At 69.6% G+C, this 20,876-nt stretch carries 19 protein-coding genes; 6 read left to right on the forward strand and 13 right to left on the reverse strand.

All coding sequences use genetic code 11. The features are described from left to right. Nucleotides 1-13: 13 nt before the first annotated feature. The gene (locus tag ACLJPX_RS01270) at nt 14-1,459 is read right to left on the reverse strand and encodes an NAD-dependent succinate-semialdehyde dehydrogenase (protein ID WP_410598306.1); all 1,446 of its coding nucleotides are present in this window, start codon (nt 1,457-1,459) and stop codon (nt 14-16) included. A gap of 183 nt (nt 1,460-1,642) precedes the next feature. Next, entirely contained in the window at nt 1,643-2,149 is a 507-nt protein-coding gene (locus tag ACLJPX_RS01275) for a TetR/AcrR family transcriptional regulator (protein ID WP_410598307.1), read from the reverse strand. 377 nt (nt 2,150-2,526) lie between these two features. On the opposite strand from ACLJPX_RS01275, the gene ACLJPX_RS01280 reads away from it, so the two are divergent. Next, nucleotides 2,527-3,099, forward strand: coding sequence for a hypothetical protein (locus ACLJPX_RS01280; RefSeq protein ID WP_410598308.1), 573 nt, complete (start codon nt 2,527-2,529; stop codon nt 3,097-3,099). Nucleotides 3,100-3,508: 409 nt separating this feature from the next. On the opposite strand, the gene ACLJPX_RS01285 is transcribed toward ACLJPX_RS01280, so the two are convergent. The 8 genes from ACLJPX_RS01285 to ACLJPX_RS01320 form a co-directional block, all read right to left on the reverse strand. Continuing rightward, entirely contained in the window at nt 3,509-4,654 is a 1,146-nt protein-coding gene (locus tag ACLJPX_RS01285; RefSeq protein ID WP_410599073.1) for a DUF222 domain-containing protein, read from the reverse strand. A gap of 243 nt (nt 4,655-4,897) precedes the next feature. Continuing rightward, a complete protein-coding gene (locus ACLJPX_RS01290) occupies nt 4,898-5,848 on the reverse strand; it encodes an NAD(P)H-dependent flavin oxidoreductase (protein ID WP_410598309.1) in 951 nt (316 codons plus the stop codon). Beyond that, entirely contained in the window at nt 5,845-7,446 is a 1,602-nt protein-coding gene (locus tag ACLJPX_RS01295; protein WP_410598310.1) for an AMP-binding protein, read from the reverse strand. Before ACLJPX_RS01295 ends, ACLJPX_RS01290 begins: the two co-directional genes overlap by 4 nt. Further along, nucleotides 7,446-8,210: an enoyl-CoA hydratase/isomerase family protein gene (locus tag ACLJPX_RS01300; protein WP_410598311.1), complete on the reverse strand. Its 765-nt coding sequence runs from the start codon at nt 8,208-8,210 to the stop codon at nt 7,446-7,448. Before ACLJPX_RS01300 ends, ACLJPX_RS01295 begins: the two co-directional genes overlap by 1 nt. Continuing rightward, nucleotides 8,211-9,398 carry a CaiB/BaiF CoA transferase family protein gene (locus ACLJPX_RS01305; protein ID WP_410598312.1) on the reverse strand — a complete coding sequence of 396 codons (1,188 nt, stop codon included), beginning with the start codon at nt 9,396-9,398 and terminating at the stop codon, nt 8,211-8,213. After that, nucleotides 9,395-10,114 carry an enoyl-CoA hydratase/isomerase family protein gene (locus tag ACLJPX_RS01310; protein WP_410598313.1) on the reverse strand — a complete coding sequence of 240 codons (720 nt, stop codon included), beginning with the start codon at nt 10,112-10,114 and terminating at the stop codon, nt 9,395-9,397. Before ACLJPX_RS01310 ends, ACLJPX_RS01305 begins: the two co-directional genes overlap by 4 nt. After that, complete coding sequence (locus ACLJPX_RS01315) at nt 10,111-11,049, reverse strand: hydroxymethylglutaryl-CoA lyase (protein WP_410598314.1); 939 nt, start codon at nt 11,047-11,049, stop codon at nt 10,111-10,113. Before ACLJPX_RS01315 ends, ACLJPX_RS01310 begins: the two co-directional genes overlap by 4 nt. Before the next feature lie 58 nt (nt 11,050-11,107). Then, complete coding sequence (locus ACLJPX_RS01320) at nt 11,108-11,593, reverse strand: MarR family winged helix-turn-helix transcriptional regulator (RefSeq protein WP_364029171.1); 486 nt, start codon at nt 11,591-11,593, stop codon at nt 11,108-11,110. A gap of 97 nt (nt 11,594-11,690) precedes the next feature. On the opposite strand from ACLJPX_RS01320, the gene ACLJPX_RS01325 reads away from it, so the two are divergent. Next, nucleotides 11,691-13,028 carry an MFS transporter gene (locus tag ACLJPX_RS01325; RefSeq protein WP_410599074.1) on the forward strand — a complete coding sequence of 446 codons (1,338 nt, stop codon included), beginning with the start codon at nt 11,691-11,693 and terminating at the stop codon, nt 13,026-13,028. A gap of 250 nt (nt 13,029-13,278) precedes the next feature. Further along, nucleotides 13,279-14,796, forward strand: coding sequence for a nucleobase:cation symporter-2 family protein (locus ACLJPX_RS01330; protein WP_410598315.1), 1,518 nt, complete (start codon nt 13,279-13,281; stop codon nt 14,794-14,796). 15 nt (nt 14,797-14,811) lie between these two features. Here the strand turns inward: ACLJPX_RS01330 and ACLJPX_RS01335 are convergent, their stop codons facing one another. Continuing rightward, nucleotides 14,812-15,840, reverse strand: coding sequence for a methyltransferase (locus tag ACLJPX_RS01335; protein WP_410598316.1), 1,029 nt, complete (start codon nt 15,838-15,840; stop codon nt 14,812-14,814). A 100-nt stretch (nt 15,841-15,940) separates the two neighbouring features. Between ACLJPX_RS01335 and ACLJPX_RS01340 the strand changes: the two genes are divergently transcribed. Together ACLJPX_RS01340 and ACLJPX_RS01345 are read left to right on the forward strand one after the other, a co-directional pair. Beyond that, nucleotides 15,941-16,960 (forward strand): FecCD family ABC transporter permease, encoded by a 1,020-nt coding sequence (locus tag ACLJPX_RS01340; RefSeq protein WP_410598317.1) that lies wholly within the window; start codon nt 15,941-15,943, stop codon nt 16,958-16,960. Next, complete coding sequence (locus tag ACLJPX_RS01345; RefSeq protein WP_233224177.1) at nt 16,957-17,997, forward strand: FecCD family ABC transporter permease; 1,041 nt, start codon at nt 16,957-16,959, stop codon at nt 17,995-17,997. The genes ACLJPX_RS01340 and ACLJPX_RS01345 overlap by 4 nt, the downstream gene beginning before the upstream one ends. Before the next feature lie 4 nt (nt 17,998-18,001). On the opposite strand, the gene ACLJPX_RS01350 is transcribed toward ACLJPX_RS01345, so the two are convergent. Further along, complete coding sequence (locus ACLJPX_RS01350; protein WP_410598318.1) at nt 18,002-18,988, reverse strand: ABC transporter substrate-binding protein; 987 nt, start codon at nt 18,986-18,988, stop codon at nt 18,002-18,004. Between the two features lie 187 nt (nt 18,989-19,175). After that, nucleotides 19,176-19,754, reverse strand: a complete 579-nt coding sequence (locus ACLJPX_RS01355) for a TetR/AcrR family transcriptional regulator (RefSeq protein ID WP_410598319.1) — start codon at nt 19,752-19,754, stop codon at nt 19,176-19,178. 91 nt (nt 19,755-19,845) lie between these two features. Between ACLJPX_RS01355 and ACLJPX_RS01360 the strand changes: the two genes are divergently transcribed. Further along, nucleotides 19,846-20,802 (forward strand): ketopantoate reductase family protein, encoded by a 957-nt coding sequence (locus ACLJPX_RS01360; RefSeq protein ID WP_410598320.1) that lies wholly within the window; start codon nt 19,846-19,848, stop codon nt 20,800-20,802. The last annotated feature ends 74 nt before the right edge of the window (nt 20,803-20,876 follow it).

Consider the following 20,876-nt stretch of genomic DNA (forward strand, 5'->3'; position numbering starts at 1 on the left):
TGCCCGGGCGCGCTCAGAACCGCAGCGCCACGGCCTTCGTCTCGGTGTAGGCCTCGATGCCTTCGGCGCCGCCTTCGCGTTCCTGGCCGGAGTTCTTCTGACCGCCGAAAGGCAGTTCCGGGCGGACCGGGGCCGGGTCGTTGACCCCGATCACGCCGAAGTCCAAACGGTCGAGCACCCGCCAAACGCGGCGCAGGTCGCTGCCGAACAGATAGGCGGCCAGCCCGTAGTCCGTGGCGTTGGCCAGGGCGATCGCCTCGTCGTCGTCGGTGAACGTGGCGACGGCCAGCACCGGGCCGAACGTCTCCTCACGGCTGATGAGCATGTCCGCGGTGACGCCGGTCAGCACCGTCGGCTGGAACCAGTGGCCGCGCAGCGCCGGGTCGCCGGACTCCCAGCGGCCACCGCCGATCAGGACCCGGGCCCCCTTGGCCACGGCGTCGGCGACCTGCTTCTCGACCTTCGCGAGCCCGGCCTCGTCGATCAGCGGACCGACCGTGGTGCCTTCGGCGTCTCCGCGTCCGAGGCGCAGCGCGGCCGTCTTCTTCTCGATCAGCGCGAGCAGGTCGTCTCGTACGCTTTCGTGGACGTAAAGCCGGTTCACGGCCGTGCAGCTTTGGCCCGCGTTGAAGAACTTCGCGGTGACCACACCGGCGGCGGCCGCTTCGAGATCCGCGTCGGCGAAGACGATCGCGGGGGAGTGCCCGCCCATTTCGAGCGACGTGCGGCGAAGCGTGTCGCCGGTCCGGCGCAACAGGCCGAGGCCGACCTCGGTCGATCCGGTGAAGCTGACCTTGCGCAGCCTGCGATCGGCAAGCAGCGCTCCGACGAGTTCCGCGGGGCGGCTCGTGGTCAGGGATTGCAGCACACCCGCGGGAAGGCCGGTCGCCCGCAGGATGTCGAGCAGTGCGGTGGCGATGAGCGGTGTCTGTTCGGCCGGTTTGGCGATCACCGGGCAGCCCGCGGCCAGGGCGAGGCCGACCTTGCGCAGCAGCATGCTCGCCGGGAAGTTCCACGGCGTGATCGCGAGGACCGGCCCGACGGGAGAGCGCAGCACCAGCCCGGGGCCCGCGGCGGAGGCGGGGGTGACCCGGCCGTAGGCGCGGCGTCCCTCTTCCGCGGCCCACTCCAGCATCCGCGCCCCGCTCGCGAGTTCGCCCGCGGCCTCCGCGAGGGGTTTGCCGTTCTCCCGGCTCAGCAACGAGGCGAGTTCACCTTGGCGTGCCCGGATTTCCGCCGCCGCGGTGCGAAGGTGACCACTGCGGGTCTCCGGGTCGGTGTCCGCCCAGCCACGAGCGGCGGCGGCCGCGGCGTCGAGCGCGGCGAGAGCGTGGGCGGGGTCCGCGTCGGCTGCCTGGCCGAGGACGTCGAGGCTCGCGGGGTCCACGACGTCGAACGTCGCCGGGGCGGAAAGCCGGCGACCGTCGATCAACAGGGTCGCGGCAGCGGTGTCGGGCATCGGAAGGCCTTTCGCTTCAGGGATGCGCCGAGTCTGACTCCCAAGTGTTGATTAAGTCAACACCTAATCGGTTTCGAATGTCTGAAAAGGACAGTCGGGAGTTGTTGCCCTGTAACGAAAACGGCAGTACTGTGGCCCGGTGTCACGCGGGGTGCGTGTCGCCGGGCGGCAGTACTGCCGGTCCTAGTTGTGGTTCGCCAGGATGGCGTGCAGGGCTTCGAGTGCCGGGCCGGGGTCGACGTCCGGGTCCGCCACCTGGTGCAGGAACATTCCGTCGAGGGCGTAGAAAACGAGCTGCGCGAACCCGTCGTCGGCGGTCAGTTCTTTGCCGACGGCGTCGAGGTATCCGCGGTAGAGCCGTCGGACCACGGGCCGCAACTCCGGTCGCCGTGCGGACTCGACGACCAGTTGGTACTGGAAGATCTGGATCTCCGCGCTGTCCTGGTATCGCTTCCGGACTTCCTCGCCGTCGGCGAACACTCCGGTGCGGGCGCCGATCAGGCCGTTCTCCGCGCTCTCTTCGAGCACCCAGTCCAATGAGGACTGGAGGAGATCGTCGATGGACGAGAAGTGGTGCTGGACCGCGCCTGTGGTGCAGTCGGCCGCTTTCGCGACCGCACGGTAGGTGAGGCCGCGGAGTCCTTCCCGTGCCACGACCTCGACCGCGGCGCGCTGGAGTGCCCGCTTCATTCCCGGAACCTCCTTGCGCGTCTGAGGGCTTGCGGGAGGAGGCTACATTACAGATGTAATGTCGCGCTAGCGTCGGGACTCTCCGTTGCTGAACCATGACCGGAACGAAGCTTGAAAAGGGGGCTGGACCTGCGGGTTCGCGGCCTGGCCCGAGGGACCTGCGGTTCGTCGGGCTGGGCTTGATCAGCTGGGTACAGGGTCCAATGACGACCGCGTTCATGACATCCACGGGCCTGTGGGCGTTCGGGGTCAAGGTGGAGTACGACCAGTAGACGCCGACTTCCCGGTACTTCTGCCCGAACGGTCGCACTTTTGATAATGGCGAGACTGTGCCGCCCCGACTGTACTGATTGTTGCGAAATCTTTCAGGAGGGGGAATGGCGTTGACGGTAAGAAAATTGTCTTTGCGTCTCGGAGCGGTGCTGCTGTCTGCGGTCGCCTCACTGGCTTTGGTGACCGGCCCGGCTTACGCGGACGTCGTGTATGACGACAGTTTCGAGGGTAACCCGGCGGATCGGTGGGGTGGTATTCCCTGGGGTGATGGGAGCAACGGCTTCGACATCGGGCGGGGACTCGCCCGGACCGGCGCGAACAACGGTTGGCTGCTGGCGGAGAACGGCGGGTCGGCGCTCGCCCATCATGAATACTTCCCGAACTCGGCCGGCCAGTGCGCCGCACAGATCTACGTGAAGCCGAGTTCCAACGACACATTCATGGTGCTGGAGGTCTGGGGGCTGGATCCCAATAGTTCGGGCGTGTACGAGTGGCGGCGCCGCAACTACAAAGAGCAACGGTTGAACTCCGGTAGCTACCAGGCCGTCGGATTCGGCACTACCGCGTCGACATTCGGTGGAACCCGCGAGCTGCACTACCGCGTTTTCCTGCATGGCGGTGGACCCGGTCAGCTCAAGATGGCCAGGCTCGACGACTTCTACGCACGGTGCTGGTGACTGGCGCACAAGCAGTGCCCGGACCACGTGGCCCCCAAGTGGCGCAGTGGCGTCCGCCAGTTCCGGAGTGTTCGGAGCGGCGCCGACTTTCTGCCCAAGTACCTGAAGGGGGCCTTCGTGTACTTACACTGGTGGACGACCGACGGCCGCGTAGCCGGAGGCACTGGGTCCGCAAGCGTCGCGGAAGAACGCATAGCCGACTTTCGGCAATAGGGCAAGAGCGGTGACGGAGAACCGACCGCACCTCGCCGATCCGACGACAACGGTGCCGCCGGTGGGACGATCGACAACCGCGCGTGACCACGAAGAACGCGTGGCCGATTTCCGGCAACGGGGTGGATGGTGGCGTTGCCCGAATCCCGGCCTGGCTCGTACGACAGAACCGGTAGCCGTTGTCCGGTAGTGGGGTTCAGAACGGTGGTGGTGGTTCGTCGGCGAGGGGTGTTCGCTCGCGGGGTTCGTGAAGAGGCGGGGGTGTGCTGTCGTAGGTCTGTCCGGTCGGGGTGGTGACGGTCAGGGTGCCGTCGGGGGCGAGGTGGTAGCTCCAGCCGGGTTCGTCTTTCAACCGGTGGTCGCGGCGGCAGAAGCTGACCAGGTCGGCGGCGTCGGTGTGGCCGCCGTGTTGCCAGGGCACTGCATGGTCGAGATCGCAGGCCTGCGCGGGCAGGTGGCAGCCGGGTCTTCGGCATTCACGGTCCCGGACCCGGACGTATTCATCGAGGCCCGCAGTGGGTCGGTACCGGTCCCGGCCCAGATCCAGCACCTGCCCGGACAGTGGGTCGGTGATTATGCGGCGCAGGACGGTGTTCGGTCCGGTCGCGATGTGCCGGGCCGGCGTGGCCGGAAGGCGGCCGTGTCCGGCGAGTTCCGCGGGGTCGTCGTTGAGGCCGAGGTAGGTGAACAGATCCACGTAGAGGAAGACTTCGGTGCGTTCACTGACCCCGCCCTGGCCGCCAAGGAGGAGGTCGAGTGCGACGTCGGCGCGCAATTGGTCCAGGGTGCGTGTCTCACCCCCGGTTTTCAGCGCGCGTGCTTCCCGGTCGATTCGGGTGTAGGCGGCGGTGACCTTTTCGACGGGGCCGTCCTCGACCTCGATCGACGCCACTCCGGTCTCGCCCTGCCGCATCGCCAACCGGCGGCCGTCGCGGTGGTGCTTGGCACGCTTGTCGGCGCCCTCCCGGTCGACCGTGGCCGCGGCGTGGCTCGCCGCCCGCCGGATCTGCTCGGAGTTCTTTCCCGGCAAGCGTTCTTCCAGCAGGGCGTCGGCGGCGAGGGCGTCTTCGTCGGACAGCCACGCGGTGGCGGCGGCGACCTTCATCGCCCCGAAACCACTCACTTTCCCCTGGTTCATCAAAGTCAGGGTGCAGGGGAGGCGGGTGGTCAACGCGTCGGCGGCAGCGACCATCGCACCCGCATGACTGTCCACAAGAGACAACGCGAACGCGACCTCCTGCACGACACTTCGCGCACCCTCACGATACCGCGACAGCTGTGCCAGGGCCCGGAACCGGATCGCTTCCAACCGTGCGATGCCCTCCGACGCCGCGACTGCCATAGCCACAGAATCCCTGTCATCCAAGAACTTCAACGAGGTATGGATGTCCTCCAGAACTCTCGGGTCGGTCGTCTTTTCGAGTAGCGCTACGGGCGCGGCTTTGTGAATGTCCACACCAAGAAACCTACAACCGGTCACCGACAGTTTTGGATCATGCGACCACGCTAAGACGTCGCCGTTTTCGGCGACATGAGTGGATTTCGGGTCATCCAACGCCCAAAATCCACACAGTCACTCCACCCACTAGCGCAGCCGGGCGACAGCCGCGTCGTACTCCTCCACGATCCGCCGCACGATCTCGCCCGCGGGCAGCACCTCGGTCACCAGCCCGGCCGATTGACCCGCTTCGACCTTGCCGTTTCTCAGGTCGCCGTCGAGCGCGGCGTCTCGCAGGGTCGAGGCGGTGAACACCGCACGTCGCCGTTCGACGTCGGCCGCGGAGTCCTCGAGTCCGGTCATCCGGTCGGTGAAGTCGTTGGCCAGCGCGCGGATCAGGCCGAGGTCCCGGCCGACCGTGCGGGTCGAGTCGATCCCGGCGGCGACCACGGCGGCCTTGTAGTCCGGGTGGACGGTGGCTTCGGTGCTGGCGAGGAACCGGGTGCCGAACTGGGCGGCGCCCGCCCCGAGCGCGAGCATCGCGGCGAGGCCGGCGCCGTCGGCCAGGCCCCCGGACGCGACGATCGGCGTGTCCGGGACAGCGGTGGCGACAGCGCGGGTGAGGACCAGCGTCGTGACGAGGCCGGGCGGCGGATGTCCTCCGGCTTCGGCGCCGACCACAACGAGCCCGTCGACACCGGCGTCGACGGCCTTCTTCGCGTGCTCGGTTCCGGCGACCACGTGCAGGCAGGTCGTCCCGACGTCGTGGAAGCGCTCTAGATAGCGCCGCGGACCGCCCTGCGAGGCGATCAGCACCGGCGGGCGGCGCGTGAGCAGCAACTCGATCACTTCCTCGGCGCCCGCCCGGTAGAGCGGCAGGTTCACCGCCCACGGCGACTCGGTGCCGTCGGCCACTTCGTCGAGGGTTCGGGCCAGGTCGGGCAGCCGCATCGGTCCCGCGGCGACCACCCCGAGCCCGCCGGCGTCGCTCACCGCGAGCGGCAGGGCCGAGCACGACGAGGCCCACGACATCCCCGCCTGCACGATCGGCAGCGCGATGTCCAGCAGTTCGGTGACCGGGGTGCGGATCCGCCTCATCGGACGGGCCCGAGCAGGGTGCGGGCGTGCTCCGCGAGCTGGTTCTTCCGCACCTTCGAACTCGCGGTCATGCCGATCCCCTCGAAGCCGTCGACGATCCGAAGATGGTGCGGCACCTTGAAACCCGCCATGTTCGCCTTCGCCCAGCGCAAGAGTTCCTCCTCGGTGACCGCGTCGGGTTCGCGGAGCACGACGAACGCGAACGGGACCTCGATCAGCCGCTCGTGAGGCACCCCGACCACCGCGGCCTGCCGGACCGCGGCATGCCGGTGCAGGACGTCCTCGACGTCGGCCGGGGCGACGTTCTCACCCCCGACACGGATGATGTCCTTGGTGCGCCCGGAGAAATGGAGCCTGCCGGACAGGTCGAGCAGCCCGACGTCCCCGGTGGACAGCCAGCCGCCGGCGTCGATCGCGGCGGCGGTCTGCCCGGGATCGTCGAGGTAACCCCGCATGACGTTCCAGCCGCGGACGAGGATCGCGCCCGGGGTGCCCGGCGCGCAGCCGTGGTCCCCGTCGAGCGCGCGGATGCGGACCTCCACCCCGGGTTCGACGGCCATCGCGCCGGAAGCCCGGATCTCCTCGGGCTCCCACCAGCAGGACTGCGCGACGTTCGGCGAAGCCTCGGACAGGCCGTATCCCGCGACGCATTCACGGGCACCGAGCTCGTCGATCACCCGCCGGATCACCGTCGGTGACGCCGCGACCCAGGCACCGCGCAGGTGGAGTTCCCGCGTCGCGCGGTCCGGATGGTTGAGCAACATCATCGCGATGGTGTCGTTGCCCGAGAAATGGGTGCAGCGCTCCTCTTCCAGCAGGCGCAGGGCCTCTCCTGCCTCGAATTTGGCCATGGCCACCAAGGTGACGGCGTGCTGCAGGCTGGCGAGCACCGAAAGCGTGCTTCCGGCGACGTGGAAGAAGGGACGGGCGCTGAGGAAACGGTCGGCGGGACGGAACCCGAGCCGGGCGCCCGAAAAGTACGCGTTGGCGCACATGCTCCGATGGGTGAGCAGGACACCTTTGGGTCGGGATGTCGTGCCCGAGGTGTACTGCACGAGCAGCACGTCGTCCGGTTCCGCGGTGGCCGGGGTGTCGCCGTCGGCCGCGGCGAGGAACGCCTTCCAGGACGTCACCCCTTCCGGCACCTCCGTGCCCAGCACGACCAAGGAGGTCAGATCGGGCAACGTGGCGCAGCGCCCGTCGGTCCCGAGGCCCAGCTCGCGAAGCATCGCGATGAAGTCGACGCGCAGCACACGGTCCGCGACGAAGAGCGTGGACACCTTCGCCTTGGCCAGCATGTACCGCACCTCGTCGGCGGTGCACCGGGTGTTGACGGGCACGGCGACGGCACCGAGCGAGCCGATCGCGACGAACAACGCGACCCAGTCGGGCCCGTTGCCGAGGCAGACGCCGACACGGTCACCCCGTCCGACGCCGTGTGCCGCGAGCGCGGACCGGATCCGCGCGACGTTCCCGGCGAGCTCGCCGTAGGTGACGCGGGATTCGGCGGTGACGACGGCCTCGACGTCCGGCGCGGTCAGCGCGGCGCGCTCCAGCGCCTCGTGCGCGGTGAGCGGGCAGACGGTACGCAGGTCCATCACTCTGCCTCCTTGGCGGTCGCGGTGGCCGAGAAGCGATCGATGCCGTCACGCCAGTCGCCAGTCTGCAGATTCTGCTCGATCGCGGCCATTTCAATGCGGATGCCGCGGTCGAGGTCGGTCTCACCGCCGAGATCCACCGCGCGTTTGGTCAGCGCGATGGATCCCGGCGGGGCCTTGGCGATGGACCGCGCCGTCTCGTCCCCGGCCCCGGCCAGCTCCGCCTGCGGGACGACGCGGACGACGAGCCCGAGATCGCGGGCCTCCTCCGCGCCCACGGGGCGATTGGTGAACAGCAGCTCCTTCGCCCGACGCGGCCCGATCGCCCTCGGCAGCCGTTGGGTGGCACCGATCGTGCCCCAGTGCGGCTCGGGGAACCGGAACGTGGTGCCCTCGGCGGCGATGGCGAAATCGGCGGCGAGAGCGATCTCGCCGCCCGAGCCGACGACGGCCCCGTGCACCAGCGCGATCACCGGACGGCGGCAGGCCGCGATCGCTGCGTAGGCGGCGAACGAGGCCACGCGACGGCGGCGTACCCACGCCGCGTCCTTGCCGGTGCGCTCCTTGAGGTCGGCGCCCGCGCAGAAGACCGGACCCTGCCCGGACAGCAGGACGACGCGGACCGACTCGTCGGCGTCGATCTCGTCGAACGCCGCGCGCAGCTGAAGACACAGGGGCAGGTCCACGGCGTTGCGCGCGGCCGGGCGGGCCAGTCGCAGCCGGGCGATCCCGGCGGTGACGTCGAGCAGGATCCGCTCGTCCACTCAGATCACTCCTTCGCCGCGCAGGGCGGCGATCTCGGCCGAACCGAAGCCCGCTTCCGCGAGCACACTTTCGGTGTCGGCGCCCAGCAACGGCGGGCTCTCCAGGTCATGTGGCCGTGCCCCGGTTTCCCGCAGGGGAGTGCGGATCGCGGGGAACTCGCCCTCGGTGGGATGCGCAAAGGTGCCGACGACGCCGCGCGCCCGCGCGTGCGGATCGTCCAGTGCCTCTCGGACACCCCGGACCTCGCCCACCGGCACGTCGGCCGCACGCAGTTCCTCGACCAGCTTGCCGCTTTCGCGGCACGCGATCGCCGTGCGCAGCGCGGTCATCACCCGGTCCCGGTGGGCGACACGACCGGCGTTGTGCCGGAGTTCGCTGTCGGACTCCAGGTCGTCGAGGCGGAGCACACGGCACAGCGGCTCCCAGTGCTGGTCGCTGCAGCTGATGTGCACCCAGCGGCCGTCCGCGGCCTCGAAGGCGGCGGACGGGACGCGACCGGGGTGCTGACTGCCGGTCCGCGCCGGATCCTCGTCGAGGGCGAACAGCCGGGCGGCGTTCAGCGCGTGCAGGCTGAGCTGGACGTCCATCATCGACACGTCCAGGTGGCGGCCGCGTCCGGTGGCTCCCCGGCCCGCCAGCCCGGTCAGCGCGGCGATGACCACCCAGAGCCCGGAGGTCAGGTCCGCCGCCGGGATCCCGGTCTTGACCGGCGGGCCGTCCGGTTCGCCGGTCATCGCCATGACTCCGGACAGGGCCTGGAAGACGGTGTCGTACCCCTTGCGGGCACGGTCCGGGCCGGTCTGCCCGAACCCGGTGGCGGACACGTACACCAGGCCGGGGTTGCTCTCTGACAGGTCCTCGTAGCCGAGACCGAGCCGGTCCATCGTGCCGGGCAGGAAGTTCTCCACCACGACGTCGGCACGGGCGGCGAGGCGGCGGGCGGCGTCGCGGCCGCGGGTGTCCTTCAGATCGAGGGTCACCGAACGTTTGCCCCGGTTGACGGCGAAGAAGTAGGCACTTTCCCCGGCGGGGAGCCGGGGTTCGAAGCCCCGCGTCTCGTCGCCGGAGCCCGGCCGTTCGACCTTGATCACCGTCGCGCCCAGCTCGCCGAGGATCTGCGTCGCCATCGGGGCGGCCAGCACCCGGGAGAAGTCGAGCACGGTGATGCCTTCGAGGGGCGGAGTCACCGGCGGAACCCCCGCATCAGGGCGTTCACGTCCTGGCCGGCGCGCACGGCGGCGTCGGTCGGCAGGTCGGCGACCCGGTAGAACAGGTCCTTGGCGGCGCTCAGGGCGCGCGGCTCCACCGCCGCCCAGCCCGCGGCGATCTCCAGCGCGGCGGAGAGGACGTTCTCCGGCTCGACGACGCTGTTGACCAGGCCGTGTTCGAACGCTTCGGCCGCCGTGAGCAGCCTGCCGGTGCTGATCAGCTCGAAGGCGAGTTTGCGGCCCAGGTGCCGTACCAGACCGGTCATCACCAGGGCCGGGACGAGGGAGTGCCGCAGTTCCGGATAGCCGAAGCGCAGGTCGGTGCCCGCGACGACCATGTCGGCGCCGATCGCGAGACCCGCTCCGCCGCCGACCGCCGCGCCGCGGACCGCGGTGACGACCGGGGTGCCCATCCGCTGCATCCGCGTCTGGAGCCCGGCGGTCAGCGCCGCTCGCTCCAGTACGGCGTCGGGCTGCTCCGGAGTGAGCGCGGAGAACTCGGAAAGGTCCGCGCCCGCACAGAATCCGCGGCCGCTGCCGGTGAGCACCACCGCGCGGACGGCGGGGTCGAGGTCGGCGTCGTCGAGCGCGTCCCGCAGCGCCCGGGTGAGGGCGGTGTCGAGCGCGTTGAGCTTGTCCGGCCGGTTGAGGGTGAGGACGCGGACCCTGTCGTGGTCCTCGGTGAGCAGGATCATCGTCGGCTTTCTCCTTGTGTGCGGGCGAAACCGGCTCGCGCGACCATGCTGTGCAGCGGACGGCCGAGTGCTTTCTCGCAGGCGGCGGACGACTCGGCGAGCGCGCCGGGATCCAGTCCGGTTCGGACACCCATCGCGTGGAAGAGGTCGACGAGGTCTTCGGTGCAGACGTTCCCGGTCAGCCCGGCGCCGTAGCCGATCGACGCCGGGTGGCCGCCGACCCCGCCCATCGCGCTGTCGAAGTGGCGGCAGCCCGCGTCCAGCGCGGCCACCGCGTTGGCGATGCCGGCGCCCCGCGAGTTGTGGAAGTGCGCGATCAGCGGCAGTCCGGGGTGGGCCCGGCCGAGTCGCTCGAACAGGGCTGTGACGGTCTTCGGCGTGGCCACCCCGGTGGTGTCGCCCAAGGTGACCGCGTCGGCGCCCAGGCCGGCGAAGCGGGCGACGTCCTCGGCGACCCTGCCCGGGTCGACAGCGCCTTCGAACGGGCAGCCGAAGGCGACGGACACGACGCCGATCAGGCGGAAACGCTTGTCCGCCAGGCGGATCATCTCCGCGACCCGGTCCCACTGGGCGGCGCGGGTGGTGCGCAGGTTCCGTTCGGTGTGGCTCTCGCTGGCCGAGACCAGCAGGCTGAGCTCTTGAGCCCCGGCGCCGCGATCCAGGTCTTCCAGCGCACGCGTCACCGCGCGGGGATTGGGGCACGTCGCTTTGAACGCCACGCCCGGCTGGTGGCCGAGGGAGGCGAGCACCTCGCTCGCGTCGGCGAACGCCGGGACCCGTTCCGGGTGGCTGTAGCTCGTGGCTTCGATACGGGTGAACCCCGCGCGGGCGAAACCTTCCAGCAGGGCGACCTTCGTCGCGGTGGGGACGAACGCGGGCTCGTGCTGCAGCCCGTCCCTGGCGAAGCACTCACAAATCGTGACCCCGTCGGTCATCGAGTCACCTCCTACGGTGACTCCAGAACTACCCGCCACGAGTTGATAATGTCAACACTTAGGGTTTCGTGTCACGCTCGCGCTCCTCCTGTTCGATGACGAGCGCGGCGTCGGCGAGCTTGTCCAGGGCGCGTTCGAGGATCTCGGCTTCGGTGGAGGTCAGGATGCCGAGGAAGGCGGCGTCGCGCTCGTTCGCCGCGACAATGAGACCCCGGTACACGGTGAGCCCGTCCTCGGTCAGCGCCAGGCGGGAAGTGCGGCCGGAAGCGGCCGTGCGGTTCACCAAGCCGCGCTCGACCAGCTTCGCCACCACCCTGCTCATCTGCGCTTTGTCCAGGCCTGCCCGCCGGGCCAGCCGGTTGAGCGTGAGCGTCGGATCCGCGGCGATGAGCGCGATCGCCCGCCATTCTCCGAGGCTCACGTCGAACTCTCGGCGGTAGCGCAGCGCCGCTGAGCGCGACAAGGCGGCCGACGTGCGGGAGAGTCGGTAGGACAGCAGCTGGGAGATCGGGACGAGCTCGTGTCCGTCCGGACGTTCGGTCATGCCGGGCATCCTACCCATCGGACACCAAGTGTTGACAGTATCAACACTGACGCGCATGCTCGCGTCGTCCCCGCCGCCGACAAGGGAGTCGAAGACCGTGGCCGATCCCAGTCCAGCCACCGAACAGTCCGCCGTGCCGGTCGACCGTCCCGCCACCTACCGGGCGATCGCGCTGCGGATCATGCCCTTGCTCGTGATCTGCTACATCGTCAGCTTCATCGACCGGACGAACATCGGGATCGCGCAGGAAGGCCTCAAACGCGATCTCGGTTTCGGCCCCGCGGTCTACGGCCTCGGCGTGACGGTGTTCTTCGTCGGGTTCATCCTCTTCGAGGTGCCGAGCAACGCGCTGATGGCACGGATCGGGGCGCGCAAGTCCCTGGTGCGCATCATGGCCTCCTGGGGCGTCGTGACCGTGGCGACGATGTTCGTCCAGGACGAGTACACGTTCTACGTGGCGAGGTTCCTGCTCGGCGTCGCCGAAGCGGGGTTCTTCCCGGGGGCGCTGTTCTATCTGTCCCGCTGGTTCCCGTCGGCGCGCCGGACCCGCATGACCGCGATCTTCTTCATCGGGGTGCCGGTTTCCGGGATCGTGGGTTCGGTGATCTCCGGCGGCATCATGCACAGCCTCGGCGGTGTCGCGGGACTCGCGGACTGGCAATGGTTATTCCTCGTCGAAGGCATCCCGCCGATCCTGCTCGCCCTCGCCGTGCTGTTCTGGCTCGCCGACGAGCCCGAACAGGTCCGCTGGCTCACTCCGGCACAGAAGGCCGCGGTCCGCGCCGACCTCGACGCCGATCAGCGGCTCAAGGGAGGCGCGGGCGGCACGCGGACCCATGCCGGGCTCCGCGCGGCGCTGAGCGACCCCAAGGTCTGGATCCTCGGGCTGTGCGCGTGCGGCGCGTACACCCTCGCGAACGCGGTTTCCTTCTGGGCGCCCAGGATCATCGCGGACGCCGGTGTGGGCGATGTGCTGGACCTCGGCCTGTTCTCCGCCGTGCCGCCGCTGGCCGGGATCGTCGCCATGCTGATCGTCGGGCGGCATTCCGACCGCACCCTCGAGCGGCGCTGGCACGCCGCCACGGCCTGGATCGTCGCGGCGCTGGCGATGTTCGCGATTTCCCTTTTCCACGGCAATGTCTTCGCGGTCGTGGTGCTGCTCGCCGTCCTCGCGGCGGCGCACTACTCGGGTCTGACGGTGTTCTACTCGATCCCGTCGATCTATCTTTCGGACCGCGCGGCCGCGACCGGGATCGCCGTCGTGACCTCGATGGGCTCCTTAGCGGCCGCCGCGTCGCCTTCCCTGCTCGGGTTCATCCAGTCCGCGACCGGGAGTCTCGGCCTCGGGCTGCAGATCAGCAGCGGGATGGTGCTGGTCGCGGTGATCGTCCTTCTCGTCGGCGTGAGGGCGGCCGATCTCAAGGAGAAGAAGTGAAGAGTCTTGACACTTGATCACGAAGGCGTCCTTCGCCGCGTCCCGGGAGGCTGGTGCGGCCTTCGCGGTGGTGTTGTGGCTGAACCCGCGGTGAGCGAAGGCGTAATCCGTCTCTGATCACACGGCCGGCACTTCACTCCACGACCGACGCCGACTCCGACTTCGGGTCTTGCAAGTTCTGCTATGTGGAAGCTAACCTCCGCAGACTGAAATTTCCCGGAATCGCTCGCTGGTGCCGAGAGGCGGATCCATGGTGAAGAGGACGCAGGCCGAAGAGGGTGTCAGGCCCGAGGACGAACGGCTGGGGATCGGCAAGAGCTTCACGTACGGCATCCAGCACGTTCTGACGATGTACGGCGGGATCATCGCGCCGCCCTTGATCATCGGCGGTGTCGCGGGCGTTTCGCCCGCCGAAATCGGGCTGCTCGTCGCGTCCTGCCTGTTCATCGGCGGGCTGGCGACGATCCTGCAGTCGTTCGGCGTGCCCTTCTTCGGCTCCCGGCTGCCGCTGGTCCAGGGCACTTCCTTCGCCGGCGTGGCGACGATGACGGCGATCGTGGCCGACGGCGGGCTCCCCTCAGTGTTCGGGGCGGTGATCGCGTCCACGCTGCTCGGCCTGCTCATCACGCCGGTGTTCTCGCGGCTGGTGAAGTACTTCCCGCCGGTCGTCACCGGGACGGTGATCACGGTGATCGGGCTCAGCCTGATGCCGGTCGCGGCGCAGTGGGCGATGGGGAACAACACCAAGGCCGCGGACTTCGGCTCGGTCTCCAACATCGGCCTGGCCGCCCTGACCCTGATGTTCGTGCTGGCGCTCAGCAAGGTCGCCGTCCCGGCGATCTCCCGGCTTTCGATCCTCCTGGCGATCGTGGTGGGCACCGTGCTGGCCGCCGTGCTCGGCAAGGCCGATTTCTCCCACGTCGGGGACGGCCCGATCTTCGCGGTACCGACGCCGTTCGCTTTCGGGGTGCCGACCTTCGACGTCGCCGCGATCTTGTCGATGTTCATCGTCGTGCTGGTGACCCTGACCGAGACCACGGCCGACATCCTCGCGGTGGGGGAGATCGTCGGGACGCGGGTCAGCAAGCGCCGGATCGGCGACGGCCTGCGCGCCGACATGGCGTCCTCGGCGATCGCGCCGATCTTCAACGGGTTCACCCAGAGCGCGTTCGCGCAGAACGTCGGCCTCGTCGCGATCACCGGGGTCAAGAGCAGGTTCGTGGTGACCGCCGGGGGAGTGGTCCTGCTGGTGCTCGGGATGCTCCCGGTACTCGGCCGGGTGGTCGCGGCGATCCCGTACCCGGTCCTCGGCGGCGCCGGTCTCGTGCTGTTCGGCACGGTCGCGGCGTCCGGGATCAAGACGTTGTCCAAAGTGGACTACAACGGCAACCTGAATCTGGTCATCGTCGCGGCCTCCATCGGTTTCGGCATGATCCCGATCGCCGCGCCGGACTTCTACCACCACTTCCCGACATGGGTCGGCACGATCTTCCATTCGGGCATCAGTTCCGCCGCGCTGATGGCCGTCGTGCTGAACCTGGTGTTCAACCATCTGAAACCGGGCAAGGCGGGCACCGACCCGTCGGTGTTCGCGACGGCGACCCGCGTGATCGACTACTCAGACCTCAAAGCCTTCTCCCAGCTGGAGGACGGCGACAGGATCGTCGACGGCAAGATCGTGGACGCCGACGGCAAACCGGTCCCGGTGCGGGGCGCGGACGGCCGCCCGGTGCAGTACCGGATCGGCGCCGAACCGGAAACGCACTGAGGCGGCACGTCGCGCTCAAGGCGCCGGAATCGCCTCGATGAGCCAAAACCCGGTGTCTCCCAGTGGACGGGCGTCCGTTGCCTCGAGGTTCGCCCGGTAACACAGGTTCTCGAAATCCGTCCGCGTCCGTTCGCGGCCGCCCACGTTCACCAGCATGTTCAGATCGCTCAAGTACAGCCCCGGCGGTGTGCCCGGCCGGACGACCTCGGGCAGCACCGGTTCCACGAGCAGCAGCCTGCCGTCGGGCGGCATGACCGCGCGGCAGTGCCGCAGGATCGTCGCGCACCGGTCGTCGTCCCAGTCGTGGATGATGCTCTTGAGCAGGTACACGTCGCTGCCGTCGGGCACCTCGGCGAAGAAGTCCCCGGCCAGGACCGACGTCCGGTCAGCCAGACCGGCCGCTTCGAACCGTCCGGTGGCCGCGGCGCCACCTTCGGCGGAGTCGAACACCGCACCACGCACCGAGGGGTGGGCTTGCAGGATCTCCGTCAGCAGCGTGCCGTCCCCGCCGCCCACGTCGGTCACGCTCGCGAACCGGCCGAAGTCGAAGGCCTGCGGGAGAATCCGGGCCACCGCACGCGAACCTTCGCTCATCGAGGCGTTGAACAGCGCAGACTTGGCGGGATCCTCCGCCAGGTGCGCGAAGAACGGCTTGCCGAAGACGTCGTCGAAAGCGGGCCGCCCGGTGCGGACGCTCTCCGCCATCCCTTCCCAGCCGCGGGTCATCACCGGGTCCGTGAACATCTCGACCAGAGCGGACTGCGCCCCCGGATGCCCTTGTCCCAGCAGGTGCCCTTCCCCGGTCACCGCGAAACGGCCCGTCTCCGGCTCGGTGAACAGCCCCAGCACGGTCAACGCGCGCAACAGCCGGGTGACCGTTTCCGCGGGAAGACCGAGCGCCGCCGCGACTTCCGCACCGGTGCGCGGCGCGTCGTCGAAGGCGTCGACGAGTTTCAGCTGGAGCGCCGCGCGGACGGTATACGTGGTCATGAACCCGAAGGCGAGCCGTCGCAGGTGTGAGCCGGGCGGCAGTGCTTCCGTCATCTGTCCTCCAGTGCCGTTAGGATAAGGCGAGCCTAACCTAAATTCCGGGCGGCGAGGTGGCCGCGAACGGGTTCTGCGCGACGACGAACGGGGTTGCCAGGTGGCGGTATCGACCGGGACGGCCGCCGCTGCCCACGTGCGGTGCGCGACCGGTTTGGTACTGGCGTTCGGCTTGCTGGCCGGGGCCGGGGTACTGAGCCTGCTCGTGGGATCGGAACCGGTGGGGATCGGACCGGTGCTGCGGGTGCTGTTCGCCGACGACCGCAGCGACGCCGCGGTGATCGTGCACGACCTGCGGATGCCGCGCACGGTGCTGGGAATCTGCGTCGGGGTCGCGCTCGGCCTCGCCGGGGCGCTGATGCAGTCGCTGACCCGGAATCCGATCGCCGACCCCGGGGTGCTCGGGATCAACGCGGGTGCGGCGCTGGGTGTGCTGGTCGCACTGGTCGGATTCGGGATCGGGACTTTCCGCGGCTACGTCTGGTTCGCGTTGCTGGGCGCGGCGCTGAGCACGGTGCTGGTGTACGCCGTCGCCGGCCGCGGCCCGACGGCGGGTGCTCCGGTCCGGCTGGCGCTGGCGGGCACCGCCGTGGGTGCCGCGCTCGTGGCCTGCGCCGAGGGACTCGTGTTCCTGAACCCGAAGGCGTTCGACGAGTACCGGTTCTGGATCGTCGGCGACGTCGCCAGACCGGGGATGTCCGTCGTCGTCCAGCTCCTGCCTTTCCTGTCCGCCGGGGTGATGCTGACGCTTTCCCTCGGCCACCGGCTGAACGCGCTGGCCCTCGGCGACGAACTCGGCGGAGCGCTGGGGGTCCGGGTGGCGCGCACGCGCGTGCTGGTCGGGCTCGCGGTGCTGTTGTTGTCCGGGATCGCCACGGCGGCGGCCGGGCCGATCGCGTTCGTCGGGCTGGCCGTACCGCATCTGGCCGTCAGGGTGACCGGTCCGGATCAGCGCTGGCTGCTGCCGTACGCGGGGGTGTTCGGTGGCGCACTCGTGCTGCTGGCGGACGTGCTCGGCCGGGTCGTCCTCCCCTCGGGCGAACTCCGGGTGTCGATCATGACGGCCGTCATCGGGGCCCCTTTCTTCGTGTGGCTGGTGCGGCGGGGAAGGTCCGCGTGAGCAGGGTGCGGGTGGTTCGGCTGGCCGGTCTGTCCCTGCGGGTCCGGCCGAGAGAGGTCGCGGTGACCATCGCGCTCGCCGTCGCGCTGGCCGTCCTGACCGGCTACGCGCTCACCGTGGGCAAGTTCCCCATCCCGGTTCCGGACGTACTGGGCCTGCTCGCGGGCCGTCCGGGACCACCCGGCGCGGACTACGTGTTCTGGACCGTCCGCCTGCCGCGGGTGCTCACCGGGCTGCTGGTGGGCGCGGCACTCGGGGTGAGCGGCGCGATCGTGCAGAGCCTGGCGCGCAACGCGCTCGCCAGTCCGGACGTGCTGGGATTCTCCGGTGGCGCGGCGACCGGTGCGCTCCTGCAGATCGTGCTGCTCGGCGGGAACGCCCTCGCGGTCGCGTTCAGTTCGCTCGCCGGCGCACTGGCGACCGCGGCGGTGGTGTACCTGATTTCGCGCCGTGCCGGGGTTTCCGGTCTCCGGCTGGTGCTGGTGGGCATCGGGATCGCCGCACTGCTCTCCGCACTGAACCGGTATCTGCTCATCACCGCCGAACTGGACGACGCCTTCCGCGCCGGGGTGTGGCTGACCGGCTCGTTGCTCAACCGCACGTGGGACCACGTGACCATCGTGACCGTCGCCGTGGCCGTGCTCGTTCCGGCGGCGACTCTGTTCGCCCGCCGCCTCGGCCTGCTGGAACTGGGCGACGAAACGAGTATCGGGCTCGGCGTACCGGTGGGGCCGACCCGGCTGGCGCTGTTCGCGATCGCCGTCGGTCTGGCGGGCGCGGCGACTGCGGCTGCGGGACCGGTGGCGTTCGTGGCCTTGGCCGCGCCGCATGTCGCCCGGCGCCTGCTGCGCACGCCCGGTCCCAGCCTGCTCGGCGCCGGTCTGGTCGGATCCGTCCTGCTGATCGGCGCGGACCTGGTGGGCCAAAAGGTGTTCCCGGTGAGCGAGCTCCCGGTCGGGGTGGCGACCGGTGCGCTCGGCGGCTGCTATCTGGCCGTGCTGATGGGCCGCCGGTGGCGCGGCGGATCGCTGCGCTGAGCCCTCAGGCGAGCTTGCCGACGGTGCGGTCGAGGTCGTCGAGAACCGCGTTCGCCGCCGACGTCGAACCGCCGTCCCACCAAGAGATCCTGGAGACCTCGAAGACCTTGCCGTTCCGCACGGCCGGCAGTCTCCGCCACAGGTCTCCTTCGGTGTACTTGGCGAAGGTGCTCGAAACCTGGCCGCCCTCGCTGGCGCCACCGCCGCTGAAGTGGATGATCGCGTCGGCGTCGGCGAGCCTGCCGACCTGTTCGGGCGACAGGGAAGTGTAGGTGTCGGTGGGCTTTCCGGGTGCGCTGGACGGTGAGCGGGTGACGCCCGCGTCGGTGAGGATCCTGGACGGGAAGATCACCGAATCGGTGATGATGCGCAGTTCCTCGGTGGTGAAGCGCAGCAACACGATCTTCCGGCCGCCCAGCAGCCGCGCGTGCCGTGTGCGGAATTCGCCCGCTCGCGCGCGGTAGGCGTCCAGCCGTTGTTGCTGTGCCTGCCGGACGCCGAAGATGTCGGCGACGGTGAGCGAGGCCTCGTGCCATTCGACCTTGTTCGCGGTGTTGGCGTAAGCCACCGTGGCGGCCAGCCCGGACACCGCCGGATACTTGTCCCGCAGGATCGTGGTGTGCCCGACGATCAGGTCGGGGCCGAAGCCCGCCAGCCGCTCGACGTCCACCTGGCCGAAACCGAGATGCTCGAACGGTTGCTTCGGCGGCGGCAGGTAGCCGGGCAGCGGCTGATCGGTCTCCAGCGTCGCCGACGCCACCAGTGGGACACCGTGCTCGACAGCGACCTGCATGGCCTGTCCCGGATCGAGGGTGATCACCCGCCGCGGGCTGATCGGCACCTGGGTCTCGCCGTACGGATGGCGCACCGGCTTGGTGGCCCCGCTCTCGCCTCCGCCGCCCTGTGTGCCGGGGCCACACGCACCGAGTCCGAGAGCGGCCGCGCCCGCGAGGAAAGCGCGCCGTCCGACCGGCGCGGGCTTGTGATTCATCGGTTCCCCCTCGGTGAGCACGACGAGTGAACAAGCGGTGACTCCGAGGCTACCGCTTCTCGTCCGCGGCCGGCGTCGTTCGGGATCCGGGCCGCATGGGGGCATCAATCGACCATCGAGCTGTCCAGAAGTGTCCCGTGTGGACAGTCCAGGTCCACGAGAGCGCGTCCGCGGCCGACCGGATCCTTCAGTCGCGGGCGGCCGGCGGCCGCAGTCCGTCCAGGACGAGGGTGATGACACCGTCGGTCTCGTCCCGCCAATCGGGGCGGTCATGAGCCGCGCCGATGCCGTGCAGCGCCATCATGATCGTGCCGGGAACCACGTCGTCGCGGATGGCGCCGTCCCGCACGGCGGCGGCCACCAGGTCGGTGACGGCCTGCTCCAGTGCCCGGCTGCCCTCGGCGAGGGCACCCGAGCGATCGGCCATGAGCGTGGCCAGTGTCCGGGCCAGGCCCTCGTGGGCGGCTATGTGGTCGACCATGTCGCGGAGGAAGGTCGCCAACGCCTCCGCCGCGGGCAGCGTGTCCTGGAGCAGGCGGGCGCGGTCGCACAGGGCGGCGACTTCCCCGTGGTAGACCGCCTCGGCCAGTGCCTCCCTGGTGGGGAAGTGGCGGTAAAGCGTGCCAATGCCCACGCCTGCCAGGCAAGCGAAGTCATCGAAGCGCAGATCGAAGAAGCATCCGGCCTGGAAGATCTCTCTGGCCTTGGCGAGCAGGGCCTCGCGCTTGCGCCGGGCGTCGGCTCGCAGCGGCTTGGGTGCGGTCATGCGCTACCTCGCGTTGACAAATGGAGATGACCTCCATATTTTCGATAAGTGGAGATTACCTCCAAATCGATCGTACTCCACGAGGTGCAGCGTGAAGATCCTGATGTTCGGGCGAGGCGTGATCGCCACCGTTTACGGCTGGGCTCTGGAACGGGCCGGGCACGAGGTCGAGTTCTACGTCCGGCCGGGCCGTGCCTCGATGTACGGGGACGCGATCGACCTCGACCTGTTCGATACGCGGCGCCGGGTATGGGGGCGGCGCGTCGCCGAGAAGTGGCCGGTGCGCTACCACGAGACGCTGGAGCCGGACCACGACTTCGACCTGATCGTGGTCAGCCTGCCGCACCACCGCCTGGCGGAGGCGTCGGCCTTCCTGGCGCCGCGCATCGGCAAGGCGACGGTGCTGGTGTTCGGCAACATCTGGACCGAGCCGCAGGACGCGATCGCCCCACTTCCCCTCGACCGGATCGCCTGGGGCTTTCCCCAGGCCGGTGGCGGTTTCGACGCGGACGGCGTGCTCCGTGGGCTGCTGCTGCCGTCGGTCGTCTTCGGGACCTTCGGCAGGCCCCCGACCGACCGGGAGCGCGCCGTGCGCCAGGCGTTCCGCGAGGCCGGGCTCCGGATCAAGGAGCGGCCCGACTTCCGCGGCTGGCTGTGGGTCCATTTCGTGTCGGATGCCGGCCTGCTCTCGCAGGGCTTGCGGCGAGGTTCCCTGTCCGAGCTGGCCGGGTCGGCGGGCGACCTGCGCGCGGGGTTGCTGACCGGCCGCGAGTTGCTGCCGCTCCTCGAGGCGCGCGGCATCGACCTGCGACGTCACCGGGTGGGTTTGCTGCCGTTCCGGGCGCCCACCTGGCTGACGGCTTCCGCTCTCGCCTGGCTGACCGCTCATGTCGCGGCGGCGCGCGTGAGTCTCACGGCGCACTCCGACCCCGACGCCGAGGAGCCTCGTGAGGTCTGCCGGGACACCCTGGCCGAAGCACGACGGTTGGGCATCTCGGTACCGCGGCTGGAAGCGGCGGAACCGCACTTCGGTGAACGCGCGTATTAACGGAAGCGGGTCCGATAACACGACTTTCCGCGCACGCCGGATTTTTCAACGACGAGAACCAATCCCTCAAGGAA

The organism is Amycolatopsis sp. lyj-90, from assembly GCF_046549035.1.
Lineage (GTDB): Bacteria > Actinomycetota > Actinomycetes > Mycobacteriales > Pseudonocardiaceae > Amycolatopsis.